Annotated in this window: 19 protein-coding genes and 2 tRNA genes; 12 read left to right on the plus strand and 9 right to left on the minus strand. The window is 50.7% G+C overall.

Annotated features, from left to right (window positions below; translation table 11 throughout):
- Positions 1–69: 69 nt before the first annotated feature.
- The 5 genes from hemH to hemA all read right to left on the minus strand — a co-directional run bounded on the left by hemH (position 70) and on the right by hemA (position 5,970).
- The gene (gene hemH / locus J7438_RS04440) at positions 70–1,092 is read right to left on the minus strand and encodes a ferrochelatase (protein ID WP_209199904.1); all 1,023 of its coding nucleotides are present in this window, start codon (positions 1,090–1,092) and stop codon (positions 70–72) included.
- Positions 1,093–1,290: 198 nt separating this feature from the next.
- Entirely contained in the window at positions 1,291–2,466 is a 1,176-nt protein-coding gene (nhaA, locus tag J7438_RS04445; RefSeq protein ID WP_209199903.1) for a Na+/H+ antiporter NhaA, read from the minus strand.
- A 207-nt stretch (positions 2,467–2,673) separates the two neighbouring features.
- The gene (gene prmC, locus J7438_RS04450) at positions 2,674–3,537 is read right to left on the minus strand and encodes a peptide chain release factor N(5)-glutamine methyltransferase (RefSeq protein WP_209275595.1); all 864 of its coding nucleotides are present in this window, start codon (positions 3,535–3,537) and stop codon (positions 2,674–2,676) included.
- Between the two features lie 3 nt (positions 3,538–3,540).
- A complete protein-coding gene (gene prfA, locus J7438_RS04455; protein WP_209275596.1) occupies positions 3,541–4,626 on the minus strand; it encodes a peptide chain release factor 1 in 1,086 nt (361 codons plus the stop codon).
- Positions 4,627–4,671: 45 nt separating this feature from the next.
- Complete coding sequence (hemA, locus tag J7438_RS04460; RefSeq protein ID WP_209199900.1) at positions 4,672–5,970, minus strand: glutamyl-tRNA reductase; 1,299 nt, start codon at positions 5,968–5,970, stop codon at positions 4,672–4,674.
- 415 nt (positions 5,971–6,385) lie between these two features.
- Between hemA and J7438_RS04465 the strand changes: the two genes are divergently transcribed.
- Positions 6,386–8,215: a tetratricopeptide repeat protein gene (locus J7438_RS04465; protein WP_209275597.1), complete on the plus strand. Its 1,830-nt coding sequence runs from the start codon at positions 6,386–6,388 to the stop codon at positions 8,213–8,215.
- 86 nt (positions 8,216–8,301) lie between these two features.
- Positions 8,302–8,925, plus strand: coding sequence for a lipoprotein insertase outer membrane protein LolB (gene lolB, locus J7438_RS04470; RefSeq protein WP_209275598.1), 624 nt, complete (start codon positions 8,302–8,304; stop codon positions 8,923–8,925).
- A gap of 55 nt (positions 8,926–8,980) precedes the next feature.
- Here the strand turns inward: lolB and J7438_RS04475 are convergent, their stop codons facing one another.
- Positions 8,981–9,298: a hypothetical protein gene (locus tag J7438_RS04475; RefSeq protein ID WP_209275599.1), complete on the minus strand. Its 318-nt coding sequence runs from the start codon at positions 9,296–9,298 to the stop codon at positions 8,981–8,983.
- Positions 9,299–9,492: 194 nt separating this feature from the next.
- Between J7438_RS04475 and ispE the strand changes: the two genes are divergently transcribed.
- The 3 genes from ispE to J7438_RS04490 all read left to right on the plus strand — a co-directional run bounded on the left by ispE (position 9,493) and on the right by J7438_RS04490 (position 11,707).
- Positions 9,493–10,461: a 4-(cytidine 5'-diphospho)-2-C-methyl-D-erythritol kinase gene (gene ispE, locus J7438_RS04480; RefSeq protein ID WP_209275600.1), complete on the plus strand. Its 969-nt coding sequence runs from the start codon at positions 9,493–9,495 to the stop codon at positions 10,459–10,461.
- Positions 10,462–10,546: 85 nt separating this feature from the next.
- Positions 10,547–10,621 (plus strand) — tRNA-Gln (locus J7438_RS04485).
- A gap of 153 nt (positions 10,622–10,774) precedes the next feature.
- On the plus strand, positions 10,775–11,707 hold the full coding sequence (locus J7438_RS04490) for a ribose-phosphate pyrophosphokinase (RefSeq protein ID WP_286196411.1): 933 nt from the start codon (positions 10,775–10,777) through the stop codon (positions 11,705–11,707).
- Between the two features lie 113 nt (positions 11,708–11,820).
- Here J7438_RS04490 and J7438_RS04495 read toward each other — a convergent pair whose 3' ends face one another.
- Positions 11,821–12,279, minus strand: a complete 459-nt coding sequence (locus J7438_RS04495; protein ID WP_209275602.1) for a hypothetical protein — start codon at positions 12,277–12,279, stop codon at positions 11,821–11,823.
- Between the two features lie 380 nt (positions 12,280–12,659).
- On the opposite strand from J7438_RS04495, the gene J7438_RS04500 reads away from it, so the two are divergent.
- Together J7438_RS04500 and pth are read left to right on the plus strand one after the other, a co-directional pair.
- Positions 12,660–13,271, plus strand: coding sequence for a 50S ribosomal protein L25/general stress protein Ctc (locus J7438_RS04500; protein WP_209200009.1), 612 nt, complete (start codon positions 12,660–12,662; stop codon positions 13,269–13,271).
- Between the two features lie 15 nt (positions 13,272–13,286).
- On the plus strand, positions 13,287–13,901 hold the full coding sequence (gene pth, locus J7438_RS04505; protein WP_209275603.1) for an aminoacyl-tRNA hydrolase: 615 nt from the start codon (positions 13,287–13,289) through the stop codon (positions 13,899–13,901).
- A gap of 20 nt (positions 13,902–13,921) precedes the next feature.
- Here pth and J7438_RS04510 read toward each other — a convergent pair whose 3' ends face one another.
- Both J7438_RS04510 and J7438_RS04515 read right to left on the minus strand, forming a co-directional pair.
- Positions 13,922–14,923, minus strand: coding sequence for a D-alanine--D-alanine ligase family protein (locus tag J7438_RS04510; protein ID WP_209275604.1), 1,002 nt, complete (start codon positions 14,921–14,923; stop codon positions 13,922–13,924).
- Positions 14,924–14,993: 70 nt separating this feature from the next.
- Positions 14,994–16,178: a hypothetical protein gene (locus J7438_RS04515; protein WP_209275605.1), complete on the minus strand. Its 1,185-nt coding sequence runs from the start codon at positions 16,176–16,178 to the stop codon at positions 14,994–14,996.
- Positions 16,179–16,486: 308 nt separating this feature from the next.
- On the opposite strand from J7438_RS04515, the gene trpR reads away from it, so the two are divergent.
- From trpR to J7438_RS04535, 5 genes are all read left to right on the plus strand, one after another.
- On the plus strand, positions 16,487–16,759 hold the full coding sequence (gene trpR, locus J7438_RS04520) for a trp operon repressor (protein ID WP_209275606.1): 273 nt from the start codon (positions 16,487–16,489) through the stop codon (positions 16,757–16,759).
- An 88-nt stretch (positions 16,760–16,847) separates the two neighbouring features.
- Positions 16,848–17,834, plus strand: a complete 987-nt coding sequence (locus J7438_RS04525) for an aromatic amino acid transport family protein (protein WP_286196404.1) — start codon at positions 16,848–16,850, stop codon at positions 17,832–17,834.
- Between the two features lie 35 nt (positions 17,835–17,869).
- Positions 17,870–18,106 carry an aromatic amino acid transport family protein gene (locus tag J7438_RS27595; protein WP_286196405.1) on the plus strand — a complete coding sequence of 79 codons (237 nt, stop codon included), beginning with the start codon at positions 17,870–17,872 and terminating at the stop codon, positions 18,104–18,106.
- A gap of 146 nt (positions 18,107–18,252) precedes the next feature.
- Positions 18,253–19,344 carry a redox-regulated ATPase YchF gene (ychF, locus tag J7438_RS04530; protein ID WP_209275607.1) on the plus strand — a complete coding sequence of 364 codons (1,092 nt, stop codon included), beginning with the start codon at positions 18,253–18,255 and terminating at the stop codon, positions 19,342–19,344.
- Positions 19,345–19,512: 168 nt separating this feature from the next.
- A tRNA-Met gene (locus tag J7438_RS04535) sits at positions 19,513–19,589 on the plus strand.
- Positions 19,590–19,663: the final 74 nt, after the last annotated feature.

Raw genomic sequence — 19,663 nt, forward strand, 5'->3', positions numbered from 1 at the left:
GGCAGAGTTTGCAGGATACAAGATGGATATGGGTTGGTGGGCATGTTCCATGCCCACTCATGTTTATCATCAATGAGTCAGAGGGTGTTCTGACCATTGCTTCAACAGGTCTATCCAGGCTGGATGATCATTCAGGCAGGGAATGAGTTCCAGTGATTCACCCCCGGCTTTAATAAACTCCTCTTTGGCCCCAATGCCGATTTCTTCCAGCGTCTCCAGACAGTCAGAAACAAAAGAGGGGCAGATAACCAGTACTTTTCTGGCTCCCTGATCCGCCAGTTGCTTGAGAACATCCAGAGTATTTGGCTCCAGCCACTTGGCTTTTCCCAGTCGGGACTGGAAGCCAACGCTGTATTTATCAATCGGGATGCCTGCTTTTTCAACAAAGGCCTCTGTTGTCTGGTATACCTGATGTCGATAGCAGGTTTTGTGGGCAATGGAGGTTTTCTGGCAGCAGCTTTTATCTTTCAGGCAGTGATTGCCGGTTGGGTCATCTTTTGTAATGTGGCGCTCTGGTACGCCATGGTAGCTGAATACCAGGTGGTCAAACTCTTTTTCCAGCCAGGGCTTTGCACTTTCGACCAGCGCCTCAATGTAGCCATCGTGATCATAGAACACCGGGTGGACGCGAAGTGGCAGGGTGATGCCCATTTCCTGCATCAGGCTTTTGGCCCGTTCAATCACGGTTTTTACCGATGACATGGCGTAGTGTGGGTAGAGTGGGAACAGCAGGATCTCTTCGATGCCCGGTTGCTTTGCCAGATTGCTCAGGGCCTTTGCCATATCCGGTTTGCCGTAGCGCATGGCCAGCTCAATCGGGATGCTGGTGCGTTCTCTGAGCTGCTCCGCGCACTTTTCGCTGTTGACAATAAGTGGTGAGCCCTGCTCAGTCCAGATTGCGCTGTAAGCTTCAGCGGATCTTGCCGGACGGGAAGGTAGGATAAAAAGGCTGAGGATAAGTCTGCGAATCACCCATGGCAGGTCAATCACATGCTTGTCCATTAAAAACTCATTGAGATAGTTTCGAACATCTTCAACAGATGTGCTGTCCGGTGACCCCAGATTAACCAGCAAAACGCCTCTGTTTTCCATGGGCTAAAGAGCTCTCTATGATTTGTCAGAAGTACCGCCAATTCCTTTTCATTGTTCAGGTTGGATCGTATGGGTGGAGTACTTCAGGATTGATTAATTGACAGCGAGTTTAACAGCTTTGCAGAGACTTTGGTGAGAATGGTGTCATTTACTTGTTGGTTGAGAGTTCCAGCCTCTGTTCAGAGGCCGGAAACAGGCTCAGGCCTGTTTGCGTCCGGCCCAGTATAGAGTGATAAAGCCAAAGACAGCGGAGAGTATGGAGCCAGCCAGTACGCCGATGCGATCTGATACCAGGTAGTTGGTATTCACGTTTTCAAAGGCCAGTGAGCCGATAAACAGACTCATGGTAAAACCAATACCGCAGAGTATAGAGAGGCCGTACATCTGGAGCCAGCTGGTTCCGGTGGGCAGTTTGGCCAGTCCGGATTTAACCGCCAGCCAGCAGAAGCTGAATACGCCAATCTGTTTACCCAGGAAGAGGCCAGCCACAATCCCCAGGGGAATTGGGGTGAACAGGCTTTTGATCTGCTCGGCATTCAGTTCAAGCCCGGCGTTGGCAAAGGCAAAAACAGGCAAAATGACATAATGAACACTGCTGTGCAGATTGTGTTGCAGGGCTTTCAGCGGTGATCGACCTCTGCGGTCAACGGTTTTTAATGGAATGGTAAATGCCAGAAGCACGCCAGCCAGCGTAGCGTGAACGCCTGACTTTAGCACACAGATCCAGAGCAATACGCCTACAACCATGTAAGGTCCGATCCTGGTAACATCCCTATGGTTGAAGAAAGCCAGGATTGCCAGTAAGACAGAGGCAATGCCCATGGACATCAGGGATAGCTCTTCTGTGTAGAAAATGGCAATGATAATGATGGCACCAAGATCGTCAATGATGGCCAGAGCCAGAAGGAATGTCATCAGTGATGCGGGTGCACGTTTACCGAGTAAGGCAAGAATGCCCACGGCAAAGGCAATGTCAGTGGCGGCAGGGATTGCCCAGCCTTTAATGGCAATAGGGTCTGAGTAGTTAAAGGCAACATAGAAGAGTGCCGGTACCAGCATTCCGCCGATGGCACCAATACCCGGCAGCATAACCTGGGCCGGAGTACTGAGTTCCCCTGCAAGTACTTCCCGTTTGACTTCGAGGCCGATCAAGAGGAAGAAAACCGCCATCAGACCATCATTAATCCACAATAGTAGTGGTTTGTGGATGTCCAGGGGGCCTGCGGTAAAACGGATGGGGGTTGATAGCAGTAGGTCATAATACTCTGCAAAAAATGTATTGGCAGCGAGCATCGCCAGTGCCGAGGCGATAAAAAGCAGTACGCCAATGGCGTAATTCTGCTGCAAAAAGCTATGAAATCGTCTGGCAAACATGTTTTCTCCAAGTGCCCGCTAACCGCCCGTAGCCCATTGATTACACCAATATGTCCGTAAGGATTTCATGCCTGTTGTTGATTGACAAGTACGTTGGTGTAGCGGGCAAAAAATGGCACTCAGTTTATCTTCACTGAATGCCGCTTTGTATTACGGGCTATTACTTATGACGGCCGTAGGTAGTAAGCCTGTAGGGTTATTGGTCGTTCAGGCAGCCGGTTTGCGGGCAAGGGTTACGCGGTCATGACCGGCCAGGTCGGTTTCTGTGCGAATTTGTGTGTAGCCTGCCCGGGAAAGGATTGTCTGGACGGGCCTGCCCTGGTCATGGCCGTGTTCTAACAGGAGCCATCCCCCGGGCTTCAGACTTTGCAGTGAGTGTTCGGCAATAACACGAATATCGTCCAGTCCATCCACTCCAGAGACCAGCGCTGACAGGGGTTCATAGCGAACGTCTCCTTCTTTCAGGTGCGGGTCATTGCTGCAAATGTAGGGGGGGTTGCTGACGATCATATCCATTGAGCCTTCAACCAGTGGTGAACACCATGAGCCCTCAATAAATACCGTGTTCCGAATATCGTTGATCACCGCATTTTCTGCCGCAACAGCCAGGGCGTCCGGGTTTTTGTCGATAGCGGTGACTTCCCAGTCCGGTCGTTCCCTGGCCAGGGCAAGGGCTATTGCGCCGGTACCGGTTCCCAGGTCGGCCACTTTGATTTTTGATTCAGTGCTTTGATCCGGCGCGCTATCTAAGTCAAGTGCCAGCTCAACCAGTAGTTCGGTGTCTGGCCTTGGGATCAGGGTGGCTTCGGTAACTTTTAACTGCAAGTTCCAAAACTCCCGTTGCCCGATCAGATAGGCTATGGGGCGTCCTGCTTTCCGTTGATCGATGAGCTTTACAAACTGAGCCATCTGTTCACTGGTCAGAAGCGCTTCAGGCCAGGTAAAAAAATAACTGCGTGGCTTGTGGAGAACATGTGCCAGCAGCAGTTCTGCATCAAGCCGGGGAGTAAGGCTGGCAGCAAGCATACGGGATGCTTCTGCCAGGGCGGTGTCAATTCGGGTGCTGCTCATGACTTATTCGCCAGCCAGACTGGCCAGTAGCTCAGCCTGATGCTCCTGCAGCAGGGGGTCAATAACCGGGTCCAGTTCACCTTCCACAATTTCCGGCAATTTATAGAGAGTAAGGTTGATACGATGATCGGTGACCCGCCCCTGGGGGTAGTTATAGGTACGAATACGCTCAGAGCGGTCACCGCTGCCTACCAGACTTTTCCGGGTATCACTGATCTCTTTCGCGGCAGCGGCATCCTGGGCATCCTGGAGTTTGGCGGCCAGCCAGGTCATGGCTTTGGCCTTGTTTTTGTGCTGTGAGCGCTCATCCTGGCATTCAACCACAATGCCGCTTGGCAGGTGGGTGATACGAATGGCTGAGTCGGTGGTGTTGACGTGCTGACCACCGGCACCTGATGAGCGGTAGGTATCGATGCGCAGGTCTTCCTTACGGATCTCAATCGCCTGTTGTTCATCGGGCTCCGGCATCACGGCAACGGTGCAGGCAGAGGTATGGATTCTGCCCTGGGATTCAGTCTCAGGAACCCGCTGTACGCGATGGGCACCCGACTCAAACTTCATTCGACCGTAGACGTCGCTGCCAATAACACGGGTGATTATCTCCTTGTAGCCGCCGTGTTCACCGTCGCTGGCACTGATCACCTCAATTCGCCAGCCGCGTTTTTCTGCGTACCTTGAGTACATTCTGAACAGGTCGCCGGCGAAAATGGCCGCTTCATCGCCGCCTGTTCCGGCACGGATTTCCAGAAAGGTGTTCAGGCCGTCCCTTGGGTCTTTGGGTAGCAGCAGCACTTCAAGATTCTGTTCCATTGCTGGCAGCTGTTGTTCGCAACTGGCCAGTTCCTCGCGGGCCAGTTCCGTCATGTCCGGGTCGCCTTCTGCCATCATGGCTTCGGCTTCGGCTTTGTCGCTGAGTAACTGGTCATACTCTTTGTAGGCTTTAACCACCGGTTCCAGCTCAGCGTATTCCTGCGAGAGCTTGCGGAACTGGTCCTGGTTACCAATAACCCCGGGGTCACTCAACAGTGCGGAAAGCTCTTCGAAGCGCTCACCGAGGTTTTCCAGTTTGACGAGAATGGACTCTTTCATGATGTCTGTAAAAGGTGTCTACATAAGGGTGGATTCAGAATGCCATCAGGCATCCTGAGTTGAATCGGATTGACGGCTCAGGCCCAGAAGTTTCTCGGCCCACTCCAGCTTTTCATGCTGCCCTTTTGCGGCAGCGTTTTTCAGCTGTACGCTGGGGTGGTGCATCAGTTTGTTGGTCAGCGAGCGGGCAAATTGCTGCAGTACTTCTTCCGGACTGACGCCCCTGGCCAGCCATTGCAGTGCTTTCTCAAGCTCCAGGTCTCTGATCGCTTCGGTGCTCTGGCGATAGTTGCGTAACAGGCTGACGGCATCCAGCGCACGCAGGCGGGTCATGAATTCAAAGGTATCGGCCTCAATCATGCGTTCAGCCTGTTGGGCTGCATTTTTGCGCTGTTGCAGATTGTCTTCAATTGCATCCTGCAAGTCATCTACTGTGTAGAGAAAAACATCAGCCAGCTCACTTACCTCGGGTTCAATGTCCCGGGGAACCGCAATATCCACTATAAACATGGGTTTGTGTTTTCTCTGCTTCAGCGCTTTTTCAACCGTTCCTTTGCCGAGTACCGGTACCGGGCTGGCGGTGGAGCTGATAACAATATCGCTTTCATGGAGTATGTGTGGCAGGTCCGAGAGCAGAACGGATTTTCCGCCAAACATGTCGGTCAAGCGCTGGGCCCGCTCCAAAGTACGGTTGGCCACGATGATATTGGCAACGCCCTGCTGGCAAAGGTGTCGTGCGGTCAGTTCAATGGTCTCGCCGGCTCCGATCAGTAATGCCGTATTTTCGCTAAGGTCAGAAAAAATCTGCTTGGCCAGTCCGGTAGCGGCATAGGCAACGGATACCGGCTGCGCGTTGATAGCGGTTTCTGTGCGTATCTGTTTGGCCGTGGTGAAGCTGTGCTGAAATAATCGATTCAGGCCTGGGCCGGTGGTGTCGGCTTCCTGTGCGCTGGCGTATGCAGATTTTAGTTGTCCCAGAATCTGGGGTTCGCCAAGCACCATGGAGTCAAGCCCACAGGCAACCCGCATCAGGTGGCGGACCGCCTGTTCATCATGGAAGAGGTAGCTGTGTTCTGACAGTAATTTGCCGTTGGTCTGATGGTAACCGCTCAGCCAGTCAATCAGTTTGTCGTAGCACTGTCTGACTGTTTCGGCCCCAGTGCTGTGAATAGCACAGTAGATTTCGGTACGGTTGCAGGTAGACAGGATGGCAATTTCTTCAATACCAGTTTGGATTCTGGCGCTTTGCAGCGCATCGGACAGCTGCTCAGCAGAAAAGGCGACCTGTTCCCTCAATGTGATTGGTGCTGTCCTGTGATTGATACCGGCGGTAATATACCCCATCAGACCTCTGTTGCTGTCCAGGTTCACTGCTACTATAGATTGGCTGACATATCCGTACCCGGATTATGAGGCGTTAAATGCCATCTGGGCAGGGAGTTATGTCGCTCAATTGTTCATTTGAAAATGCTTTCAGAGGCGCATTCCCTGTTGAAGGGGGCACGGCCTGACATTTTCTGCTTAAGGCTTTCTTTCAGGAAAGCTCTTGATTGCTGGAGTGTTGTGCAAATCCTGCTTATGTTTTTTTCTGGCTTATGACCATGTCCGATACTTCAATCGCAGTTATCAGGTTCACACTCAGGAGCGGGGCTGCTGGATTGATGGGTATTTCGGCCGATCAATTCTGCAATGGAAAGCGTGTAACTGCAAACTCTCTTCACGTTTTTTAATGGAAATCAGGGGAAAGGGCATACCATCCATGATTAGAACGATTGCCGGGGCTGAATTATTCATCAACGGGGCTGAGGTTTTCAGAAAATACTGTAAAAAGTTGATGCTTGTTTTTGCTGTTTTCCTGGCGGGTTGTGCCAGTAAGAATGTTCAGCAAGTGGATCATAACGCTGTAACTTCAACGAACGGTCAATCACAGGTCGGGGTTGATGAGCCTGTTACCCCTTTTGCCGCGGAGACGCTTTATGATTTGCTGGTGGCAGAGATTGGCGGCCAGCGTCAGCGTTATGATCTGGCGCTGGGCAATTATTTGAAACAGGCACACAAAACCAGAGATATTGGCGTAGCCCGTAGAGCCTACCAGGTTGCCGTTTATGTAGGTGCAAGACAGGCTGCGCTGGATGCTTCATTACTCTGGGTCGAACTGGAACCGGAAAACCCGGATGCACTGAATGGGGCTGCTCTTGAGCTGGTGTATGCCGGTCAGTATGACCGGGCCTTTGCCCGGATGAGTCAACAGCTGTCTTTAGGGGGCAGCCCGGCCTTTGATGTGCTTGCCAGTGCCGCAGGCAACGAGCAGGGGCGGCTGGCTAAAGATAGCCAGCTTGAACTTATCCAACAGTTTGACCAGTTGTCTCAGGCTTACCCGGATTATCCTGTGCTGAAACTGGGTAGAGCCATCTTGCTTCAGCAGACTGGTGAGTTTGAATCTGCACTGACTCTGGCTAATGAGCTTCTGCGGCAGGATCGCGGGTTTGTGCCTGCCATGATGGTAAAAGGGCGGGCTTTGCATAAATTGAAGCGGGATGCTGAAGCCGAAATTATGCTTGCGGGCGCGATTCAGCGTCACCCGGATAAAAACCGGCTGCGATTGTTATATGGCAGAGTTCTTGTTCATGCCGGTAAGCTCGACCTGGCAAAAAAGCAGTTTGAAATTCTGCTTGAGAGGGCTCCCGGAGAGAGTGATATTGTCTTGTCTCTGGCACTTATCACCTCAGAAAATGGTCTGGAGCAAGAAGCTGTGCAGTACTTTGAACAGCTATTGGCCCTTGGTGAGCGGAACAATACAGCCCATTACTATCTTGGACGTTTGAGTGAGAAGCGGGAAAAATATTCTGCTGCTAAAGAACATTATCTTTCTGTAGGTCCCGGAAAGGAGTTTATGGCGGCTCAGGTGGCACTGACTCAGATGTTGGTTGGGCAGAACAAACTGGAGGAGGCATTGACCCATGTGGGGGAAGCAAGAGTTCGCCATCCTGCCCGGATGGAGTCGCTTTTCCTGTTGGAGGGAGAGCTTCTGGTTAATGATCGTCAGCTGGGCAAGGCGCTGATATTGTTTGAACGGGCGCTTAAAACAAACCCGGAATCGGTCAATCTTCTCTATTCAAGAGCGATGGTTTATGAAAAGCTGGATGATCTGGAGGGTTTAGAGAAGGATCTGCGTTCTATTCTGGCGTTTGATCCTGACAATGCTGCGGCATTGAATGCCCTGGGTTATACCCTGGCTGATCGAACCGACCGGGTTAAAGAAGCTGAAGCGCTGATTTTACAGGCTTATGATTTGAACAGCGAGGATCCGGCTATCCTGGACAGCATGGGGTGGGTGCAGTTTCGCCTCGGGAACCTCGATCAGGCAGAGAAGTATTTGAGAATGGCATACAGCCAGTTTCCTGATGCGGAGATCGCTGCTCACCTGGGTGAGGTACTCTGGGTGAAAGGTGAACAGGATGCTGCCAGGTCTCTGTGGGCGGAAGCGCTGCGGGAAAGCCCTGATAGCCAGATTTTAAAGGATACGATGGGGCGGCTCACAGGAGGTGATCCCAAGAGTCAGGCAGAAACAGTCAGTACTGTGCAGTGATTTTTTTAACAGTAAATGCCACACCTTCAGTGGTCTGAAGAAGGTTTTGTGGTGTGCACGCATAAAGTAGCTTGGTGTATAAGGGAATGGGTGTTGATAAGTACTTTTCTGGTTTGAGAATTTTACTGGTTCTGTGTGTTTTCATCCTTGCCGGCTGTGCTTCCCGAACGGTTGATTCGGGCAGGCAGGTCAGTGGCGAAGAGAGAGAGCAGCGCTGGCAGAGACACCAGGAGCGTTTGGGGTTGATTCAGGCCTGGGAGATGACCGGACGTCTTAATATTAAGGTTCCGGGGCAATCAGGTACGATGTCGCTTGACTGGCAACAACAAGGTGATCGATACAAGTTGGCTCTGGATGGCCCCCTGGGTGCATCCATTGCCCGCATCTCAGGGGGGCGTCAGGGTGTGACGGTCACTGCATCGGATGAAACCCGTTATGGTCCATCACCGGAGATGCTGCTGTACTCGCTGACCGGGTGGCAGTTTCCAGTCAGTAATTTAAGGTATTGGGTCAGAGGGCTGCCAGCTCCTGGCAATGATGCCAGAATCCGGCTGAATAACCTTGGTTATCCGGACAAAATTGAACAGCAGGGCTGGGTGGTTGCTTACCAGCAATACGGATTGAGTGGCAGTCAGCGCTTACCTGTTCGTTTTGTTGTGAGCCGTGGGGATATTCGATTGAGTCTGATGGTGAGTAGCTGGCAGCTTTAAAACTGCCAGTCAGTTATTGCTGATGTTAATGGAGCGTGGGCGGTGAACTACCGGGTCATGTTTTTATTTCCCAGGTGCCTTCCGGGTAATGTTTAGAAATGGTTATCAGTTTGTTTAATACTCTGTGAACGTTATCATGGTAGCTTCCAAAGCCATTGGCTGGTGCCAGGTGCAGAGCTTCCAATGCAGCCTGGTTGGCAACCATGTAGTTGTAAATATCCTGCAACACATACACTGCCCGGCCTCCTGTCATGCCATAGATAACATTGATGCCTCCACCCGGATTTGCAGCATGAAACATGTGTAATGCTTCATAGCTACAATGCACTAATGTTTCATCACCGTACTCTGTCATTTGAATTTCAAACCCCATAAACATAATCCTCGTTTGAGTGGTTTATCAGGTGGGTGGTCCAGAATGACTTTTTGGGTCACGAATTCTCAGTGGTCTGACAATGTTTTCCGGTGCCAGGTTCAAAATCCGACGATTTTTTCAGGTGTTTCTGTCGTAATGCTTTATTGGGTGTTTTGAGCCATTATGTTGGGTGTTTTTTTGGAGTCTTCCTGATGCTGACAGAATTGGTATTACCAGCCCCGGCAAAATTGAACCTGTTTCTGCATGTCACTGGTCGCAGACCTGATGGCTATCATAATCTGCAAACGCTTTTTCAGTTTCTTGATTTTGGTGATCAGCTGACGATCACCAGCAGTGATTCGGGTATTGAGCTGGTTACTGACCTTGAAGGGGTGGAGCATGAGGATAATCTGATTGTTAAGGCCGCCCGTCTTCTGCAACAGGAGACCGGTTGTCGTCCTGGTGCAAAGATTCATCTTGATAAACAGCTGCCCATGGGGGGGGGGCTTGGTGGTGGTAGTTCCAATGCCGCGACCGCTCTGTTAGGACTTAATGCCTTGTGGGGGCTGAGCCTCTCGATTGATCAGCTGGCGGCACTTGGTTTAAGACTGGGGGCCGATGTTCCGGTGTTTGTGCGCGGGCACAGTGCTTTTGCCGAAGGGGTGGGTGAAATTCTCACTCCAGTCGAGCTTCAGGAAGCGTGGTTTCTGGTTCTGGTTCCCAACGCTCAGGTGAATACCGCTGCGATGTATGGCCACAGTGAATTGACAAGAGATTCATTGCCGATTACAGTGCGCGACGTCCTTGAACGGGAGGGTGCGGCCCTTGATCAGACTCCGGGTAACTATCAGGAGCAGCATCACAGGCAGCAGCGGCGAAACGATTTCGAACCTCTGGTTCGTTCACTGTATCCCGAGGTTGATAAAACGCTCTCTCTGTTGGATAATCTCGCAGATTCAAGCATCGGGCGGGCCATGATGAGTGGTTCCGGGGCATCAGTATTTGCCCGGTTTGCCAGTCGTGAACAGGCGTTAACGGCACAGGCTGAACTGACTCACAGCGTCACTCGTCCTGAGATTGCAGAGGATACATCAAAGCTACACAGCTTCGTGGCGCGCGGCATTAATCGTTCGCCCCTGCATACGGCTTTGCAGCAGGCAGGTTTTACGCTTACTGCGTAATCTGTTTGTTTATCGCTCAAGACTGTTTTGGTGTTAACTACGATAAATCGGCCTGGATTGTGCGCGGATTGATAAAGAGATTTACTGGGGTGTCGCCAAGCGGTAAGGCATCAGGTTTTGATCCTGACATGCGGGGGTTCGAATCCCTCCACCCCAGCCAGTATTCTGTCCGTGTTCTCCGTCACACCGAAAGTCGTCTCCTGTCATCTATTGATGCTGATTTTTCAGGCAGTGCCCTGCCTGAACCCTCTCTTGTTACTCGATTTTTCCACCTACGCCCAGTACCCAAGCAAGGTAATTTCCCGTGTCGAAAATGATGGTGTTTGCCGGCAGCTCAAATCCGGATTTGGTTCACAAAGTTGTCAATCACCTGCATATCCCACTTGGTAAGGCTTACGTTGGCCGTTTCAGTGATGGCGAGTGCGCCGTAGAAATCCAGGAAAATGTCCGTGGCCGGGATGTATTCATCATCCAGTCAACCTGCGCGCCGACCAATGATAACCTGATGGAGCTGCTGGTAATGGCGGATGCCATGCGTCGCTCTTCGGCGGTTCGTGTAACGGCCGTTCTGCCTTATTTTGGTTATGCCCGCCAGGATCGTCGCCCCCGCTCCAGCCGTGTACCGATCAGTGCCAAAGTGGTGGCGGATATGATTGCCAGTGTGGGTGTCGATCGTGTGTTAACGGTTGACCTGCATGCGGACCAGATTCAGGGCTTCTTCGATATCCCTGTGGATAACGTCTACGGTTCACCCATTCTTCTGGACGATATTGAGCGTCGTAATTACAGTGATGTGATGGTGGTTTCACCGGACCATGGGGGTGTCGTTCGTGCCCGTGCCGTGGCCAAGCGATTGAACTCTGACCTGGCTATTATCGATAAGCGCCGCCCGGAGGCCAACAAGAGTGAAGTCATGAACATCATCGGTGATGTGTCCGGGCGCACCTGTATTCTTGTTGACGATATGGTGGATACTGCCGGTACCCTGTGTCAGGCTGCTGCGGCCCTGAAAGAGAAGGGGGCAAAAGCCGTTTATGCCTACTGTACTCACCCGATCCTCTCTGGCCGTGCCCTGGAAAATGTCGCCAACTCCCAGCTGGATGAGCTGGTGGTGACCAACACCATTCCTCTGAGTCCGGCAGCCCAGGCTCTGGATAAGATCCGTCAGCTGGATATGTCCACTCTGCTGGCTGAGTCTGTTCGTCGTATCAGTAATGCTGAATCGATCAGTGCGATGTTTCAGTGATACTCGTTGGGATGGCAAATGGCGGTTGGAAATTGTATTTCCAACCGCTGAACAACAGTGTATCAACTGAAATTTCTGGAGGTATTGTTGGTAGGCAGGGTTTGGATGTTATGTTACTGAATTGAGCATGCCCAGCTGGCATCAATTTGTAAGGATGCTTTTTTTTGACTCAGAAAAATTTCAGCCTTCTCCATTGTCTCATGTACCTTGTAAGCATGCGTATCTAACTCTTCTCTATTGACATTGCTTATATTTAAGAGCATGTCGAAGAAAGTTTTATAATCTTGAGATTTAATTGATTCACAGGTACGTTGAAGAATTGAAATGCTCCTCAGTAGTGATTTTGGTGATTCATCTTGCTTTGCCTTATGTCTGTTTTCTTTGATTTTTTCGATGTTTTCCGAAACGAGAGTCTTGAATATCTCAAATTCTTTGGGTCCTTTAAAGTGAGAAACCAAGTGTGAACCAAAGGATTTTAATAAAAATGTTTCAGCCTGGTCTGTTTCTGACATATATGTGGTAACAAAATTCGGACTACTTCCGCAAGGGCAAGTACTGATACTGTTGGGCATGGTTTTTTTTGCTCCTTCTTAAATTCAGATGGACCTTGGGATATTGATGACAGTCATGGACAGCATTCTTCGGGGCTCTCCTGAAATTTTGGATAACTGGGCTACTAATCAGGTTTAGAGGGAGTGCGGGGCTGTTAAGTTCCATAAATTCTTTAAAAAAAACAGTTTTTTGATCTGAACAGTCCCTGCCCACAGCTGTCTGATTGCGCTGCAGTGCATCATGTTTTTCAGTAAATACCCAGTCTGGTGCGGGAAACATATTTTGCTTTTTTACGCCATGCCGGTATGATATCGCACCTTTGAATCCCTTTGTGGGGTTCTGTTTGAACAGCCTGACGCTGCCTGGTCGCAAGGTGGCGGCAGGTCTATTGGAGATCATCATGTCTGAAGCAATCGTTTTAAACGCAACAGCGCGTAAGGATATCGGGAAAGGTGCGAGCCGCCGCCTCCGTCGTGCTGACCTGGTTCCTGGTATCATCTACGGTGGTGAAGCTGAGCCTGTACAGATCACTCTGGAAGGTAAAGCCATCCGTAAGGTTCTGGAAGTTGAAGCTTTCTACTCTCAGGTTCTGACCCTGACGGTCGATGGCACCAGGCAGCAGGCTATCCTGAAGGACCTGCAGCGTCATCCGGCTAAAGAGTTCGCCATGCACATGGACTTCCTGCGTGTTGATGCGGACCATGAGATCACTACCAACGCTCCTCTGCACTTCATCAATGAAGAAGAGTGTGTCGGTGTGAAAGCTGGTGGTGCGATCGTACACAACCGTGTTGATCTGGAAATCAAGTGTCTGCCAGGTGACCTGCCAGAGTTCATCGAAGTTGACATGGCCAAGGTTGAAGTGGGCGGCCACGTTCACCTGAGCGATCTGACCATTCCAGCGGGCGTTGAAGTTATTGCTCACGGTCAGGATCTGGACATTGCCAGTGTTCAGGCTACTCGCGGTGGTTCTGACGAAGAAGCGTCTGCTGAAGAAGCTGGCGAAGAGTAAGCACAAGGAGGCGTTATGGCAAAATCTTCGGAGCTTTTACCCTCAAATGAGTCGATTCGACTGGTTGTGGGTCTGGGAAATCCCGGGGCACAGTACGAAGATACCCGCCATAATGCCGGCTTCTGGTACGTTGAGCAGTTAGCAAGAAGCCACGGTGCTATCTTGCAGCCAGAAAAGAAGTTTTTTGGTATGACTGCCAGGGTGCTGATAGGCGGACAGGAAGTTCGCCTGCTCAATCCGACAACCTTTATGAATCGAAGTGGTCAGGCTGTTGCTGCCATGGCGACTTTCTTCAAAATCCCTCCTGAATCTATCCTTGTGGTTCACGACGAACTGGATCTGCCCGCTGGCGTTGGCCGCTTGAAGCAGGGTGGTGGCCATGGTGGTCATAACGGTCTCAGGGATATTATCTCTTCTCTTGGCAACAGTCGTGAGTTTTTAAGGCTTCGTCTTGGCATCGGCCATCCCGGCAGCAGCAAAGATGTGGTGAACTATGTGTTGACCAAACCGTCGGTTGCAGAGCGGCAAAAGATTGATGCGGTTATTGATGAATCGATCCGGGTCACACCTGAAGCTTTGAATGGCAAACGATCCAAAGCGGTGCAGGAGTTGCATACGTTCTCTGCCTGAGAATTTACACTTTTGCCTGCTTACTGACCTGAAACATTCAATTCGGGAATTGGCCAGTAATCATTGCCATTAAACGGTTTCTCCTTTCTCAGCATGGCGTTGTCGATCAATCGGCAGATCAGTTCCTCAAACTCTATTCCGGCATGCCTTGCTCCATCGGGAAACAGGCTGGTGGGCGTCATTCCGGGAAGATTATTGATTTCAGCAAAGATCGGCTCTCCGCTTTCGGGAACCATAAAATCGGAGCGGCTGATATCCCGGCAGCGAAGCAGTTGGTGTGCCTGCAGAGCGATCTCCTGAACTCTTTTTCTCTGATAATCCGTAATACGGGCGGGAATAATATGTTCACTCAGGCCCGGTGTGTAGCGATGGGTATAGTCATACCAGGCATTATCAGGCGTGATGATTTCTGTGGTTGGCAGCACCTGCGGGGTATCCAGCTCAAGTACCCCGGCGGTGACTTCTCTGCCATGAATAAATGTCTCCACCAATAGTTGCTCATCTTTCTCAAAGCCGCTTCCAAGTCGTTCTTCCAGCTCTTGCTCGCCCCGGGCAAATTGAATGCCGATACCGGACCCCTGGGCAAAGGGCTTGATAATCACATTCTCCCCGAGGGCTTCAATGCATTGACTGACGGAGCGGTTTAACGGGTCTCCACGGGAAACGATACAGTCTTTTGCCATGGGGATGCCCGCAGCCTGTAGAATGCGCTTGGTAGCGACTTTGTCCAGAGCGCAGGCACTACCCAGGACCGTTGAGCCAACGTAAGGGACGCCCATAATCTCAAGAAGCCCTTGCAGGCAGCCATCCTCTCCCATGGGCCCGTGGGCGACGGGAAAAACCACATCGACCTGGTGGAGGGCCAGGTTGGCAGGCAGCATCTTGTCCAGCTCAAGAGTGACTACTTTCTGATAGTTTTTCTCCAGAGGCGGGCTGATGCGACCCGCAGAGAGTCTTGAAACACTGGCTTCAGGGGAGGGGCCGCCACAAATTATTCCCACGGTAATACTTCTGTCTGGCATTTAGCGATCCACAAGATTAAGGGTACAGTTCATCAAATGTAGTTGTTTTTGTTGTTCTGCATGTTGTTAATTAATATTCCGAGGTTGCCCAGCGATAAAATCCAGAGGCCAGAATGATGCCCAGCCCGGCTTTCATAATGGTATAGATGTGAGGGGATGATGAGAGGTAGCTGGCAATAATATAAAAAAGCATGGCCGTACTTGCGATTTCTACGGTAGCCAGAATGCCTCCTGCGGCACCCGTCAGGCCGGGAATGCTTTGCATGCTTACAGTATGGCCAATGGTGCCTGTTACTGGGCTGGTGCCTTTCCAGAGTTTGCTGATATAGGGGTGCCTTTGGGCATAATCGGGGAGATCGTATAGGTATGGAAATTCCTCGATTATTTCCCAGTTATTAACCAGTGCAGTCAGATAATGCCGGTCATCGTTGGAAGTTATCAGTGCGACTGGTTGAGCATCAAAACGGGTGTTGCCCTTGCTCTCTTCGGCAAGCTGTAATTGCCTGGCGGCTTCTATAAGCTGAGTGATCTCTTGCGATTCTGGTCTGGCAGTTGTTTCACTATTTAGAAAGTGCATATGGTTTCGAAGGAGTAAAGAGCTGGAGGTTGCAGGAAGCTTGCTTCCGGTGTTGTCACTTCTATCGTATAGCTGAGCCGTTGCTATTTCTGTTGGTATTGCACCAACGCCACGTTTGCTTAGCGAAAGAACGGCCACCGCTGGTACCACGTTGATAGTGCCATTTTCGACCCTGTGGCATAGAAGGGCGTCGACCGTTGAAGTTCCGTCAAAATGTAATTCATTTAACACTCTGGTGATTTTTGGTGTGGCCGCTCTGGCCAGTTGCCAGGTTTCATCGGTTTCGGTTTCTGTGCGGCTCGGTGTAATAAGAGAAAGGTGGGAGATTTTTTTGATTCGCTGGTCGTGGCAATAATAGTTATTTGAAAGTTGAGGAGCGCTTTCAGGTAAAACAATGGGAGGGGAGCATGGGTCGATAAAGTAATCCGCCGGGGCAAGCACTCGATCATTGCCAATGAGAATACCTTTTGCGATTCTTTTTTCCCTGGCAAGGGGGTTGCCCTTGCAGTGGTCAAAGTGAGCGGCAATGACTGGTGCCGCGTTGGAATGCTTTTCAAGGGTATAGCCGGGGGCAGTGAGATATGAATCGGCAGGGTCACCGGTTGCCATTGGTTGAGTGCTTTCTGCTGCAATGGCTGTGAGTGGGAAAGCTGCCAGTGCAAGTATCAGTTTAAACATAACGGTTTTGATTAATTGGTTCACAGGATTGTCGCCTTGGTTATTCAGGTAATACACCTTGTTACAGTTGAAAAGGCTTGCCTGGGTGGTCACAAGCGCTTTTGGGTAATTCGTTTTAATGTTGAGCGCTTGGACATTTTTTTGTGCGAATAATTCTATTTTTTGCGAACGACCATAAGCTTGATTGGCCGGTGCCTGAATTTCTGATTATTTTGATTGTGATTTTTAGTGGTTTCCGCAATATCGGTAATGAGTGTACTTTTGTACTGTTACATCAGTACAGGCGGCTGAGATAAATTGAACAAGGCATGAAGACTGAGTCCTGGTTTCAGGTAATCAAACTGCTGAAGAGTCAGCAGGATGTGGAAGCGCTCCATGAGATTATGGCGGTGTTACTGACTCGTGAAGAACGGGAAGCGATTGGCTCAAGGCTGGCCATTATGCGGGCTCTGATTTCGGGAAAAGAGTCTCAACGGGAGATAGCTGCGCGGATCGGGGTGAGTATCACCAAAGTAACCCGTGGTTCAAATTATCTGAAAACGCTGTCTGCTACTGAGATAGCCATGATTGAACAGATTTAAATAGTTAGTGTCTTATTAAAAAACAGCCCTGAGCCGGAAACAGCCCTGAGCTGGATAAGCAAATAGACCCAAAGCAGTAGGAATATGAATGTCTGAAGCAGTTATAACGGAAAGTTCTGCGGACTCCGCCGGGAAGCAGGGTTCGGTTCTTGGGGGAACGGTGATCGTTGCCGGAACCGCGATTGGTGCCGGGATGTTTTCACTGCCAGTAGCCACCAGTGGTCTCTGGTTTGGTTACTCAATGCTGCTGATGGTCTTTACCTGGTATTGCATGTACAGCGCATCACTCTACCTGCTGGAAGCCAATCTGCGCTTTCCTTTGGGGGCAAGTTTTGATTCTATTGCCGAGGGCACCATTGGTTCTTTTGGTCGTATTGTTAACGGTGCATCTGTTGCCTTTCTCTGTTACATCCTGACTTATGCTTACATCTCGGGCGGCAGTTCCATTATTACTTTTTCCCTGGAAGCCGTGGATGGTGTTTCTCTTTCTCCACCGATGGCCAGCTTTGTTTTTGCCCTGGTGCTTTCTGCTATCGTAATGACCGGAACTCGTGCCGTTGATCGGGTCAGTACGGTGCTGATTGGCGGAATGGTGATTACCTTTCTGTGGAGTATCAGTGGCTTACTGGGCAATGCGTCCTCTGACTATCTGATGCCGGGCCTGTCGTTTGCCGAGGTGTCCCCGTTCTCTTTCGGAGCGTTGGGCTTTCTGACCGTCAGTTTCGGTATGCAGACTGCTGTGCCCAGTATCACCCGCTATCTCAATAAGGATGGCAAGCAGATAAGGTTTGCCCTTTTGACCGGCTCGCTGCTGGCCCTGGCGTTTTATGCCCTGTGGCAGTTCAGTTTCTTTGGCAATCTGCCCCGTGAGGCGTTCCCTGCCATTATTGCTGCCGGAGGTAATATTGGCGATATGCTGGGCGCACTTTCCGGGTCTGGTCTGAATGCAAATGTATCGAATGTGTTGCAGTGGTTTGCCAATATGGCGGTGGCCAGCTCATTCCTGGGTGTTGCCCTGTGTCTGTTTGATTACATCGCAGACCTGTTCGGTTTTGACAGCAGCTTTGTGGGCTAAAAACAGCCGCCATCACGTTTATTCCGCCAACCCTGTTGGGGGTATTCCTGCCCAATGGTTTTATTACTGCCATTGGCTTTGCCGGGCTGGTGCTGGTTGTGTTCTGTATTCTCTCTCCGGTCGTGATGGCCTGGGTTGGTCGTCAGCGGGGTGAGGGTGGCTATCAGGTGTCGGGCGGGACCGTAAGAATGGCACTGATCTTCCTCTTTGGCATTGCGGCCATGGTGCTGGCGGGGCTTGATTTGATGGGGGCTCTGCCAAAGTTTGGCTGATGCCTGTTTGATGTGATTGGATTGAACGCCCGGAGAGTATCTCTCCGGGCGTTTTTTTCTCGGCCGACATAAAATTTCTGAAATTTTTTCCCTCAGTCTTTATAATTCGGCCCCATTAACTATCTTCAGGAGCGAGCAGAAGCGCTATGGGTTTCAAATGTGGCATCGTTGGATTGCCAAACGTTGGTAAATCAACGCTATTTAATGCCTTAACCAAGGCGGGTATTGATGCAGAAAACTTCCCGTTCTGCACCATTGAGCCCAATGCCGGTGTTGTTGCCATGCCAGACCCCCGTCTGGATAAGCTGGCGGCAATCGTTAAACCTCAGCGAGTGTTGCCGACCACCATGGAGTTCGTGGACATCGCGGGTCTTGTTGAAGGCGCTTCCAAAGGGGAAGGCCTGGGTAACAAGTTTCTGGCGAATATCCGTGAGACGGATGCAATTGCCCATGTGGTTCGCTGCTTTGCCAATGACAATGTTATTCATGTGGCCAACAAGATTGATCCCCGTGCGGATATTGAAATCATCAATATGGAACTGGTGCTGGCGGATCTGGAAAGCTGCGAAAAACAGCTGCAGCGTGTTGCCCGTTCTGCCAAAGGTGGTGATAAGGATTCCGTAGCCCAGAAGGGGGTGCTGGAAAAAATCATTCCGCATCTGGAAGCTGGTAATCCGGTTCGCTCTCTGGATATGAGTGATGATGAGCGGAAGCTTGTTCGTTTATTCCACCTGCTGACCATCAAACCCACCATGTATATTGCCAATGTGGATGAGGATGGTTTTGAGGATAACGAATACCTGGACACCGTTCGGGAAATCGCTGCCCAGGAAGGGGCCGTGGTGGTGCCAATCTGCAACAAGCTGGAATCGGAAATCGCCGAACTGGATGATGACGAGCGAGCAGAGTTTCTGGCGGATCTTGGCATGGAAGAGCCCGGCCTGGATCGTGTCATCCGTGCCGGTTATGAACTGCTTGGCCTGCAAACCTACTTTACCGCAGGGGTGAAAGAGGTCAGGGCCTGGACGGTGAAGGTGGGTGCCACTGCGCCGCAGGCTGCCGGTGTTATTCATACTGACTTTGAGCGTGGTTTTATTCGTGCGGAAGTCACCGGCTATGATGATTTCATTAAATACAATGGTGAGCAGGGTGCCAAAGAAGCTGGCCGTCTGCGTGTAGAAGGTAAAGCGTATATTGTTCAGGATGGTGATGTTATGCACTTCCTGTTTAATGTTTGAACCTGGCTGAATAAAAACGACGGAAGAAGGCACGCGAAAGCGTGCCTTTTTTGGTTGTGTCAGTGCATCGGGTATTTGCCTGTCGTCGTGTTATGAATCTGCTTTGCTTATAGGCTTTTTGCTTGACAGGCTCAGGTGAAATCACTAAAGTGCGCACCATCTTTCGGCGGCTAGGTAGCTCAGTTGGTTAGAGCACAGCACTCATAATGCTGGGGTCGGCAGTTCGAATCTGCCCCTAGCTACCATCTGATCTTTTCTGCAAGATTTATGATGGTTGCTAAAACGAGTTTTCGTATAGTAGCATCGAGAGGCCTTTGTG

This window comes from Thalassotalea sp. G20_0, from assembly GCF_017744175.1.
Classification (GTDB): Bacteria; Pseudomonadota; Gammaproteobacteria; order Pseudomonadales; family Endozoicomonadaceae; genus Endozoicomonas.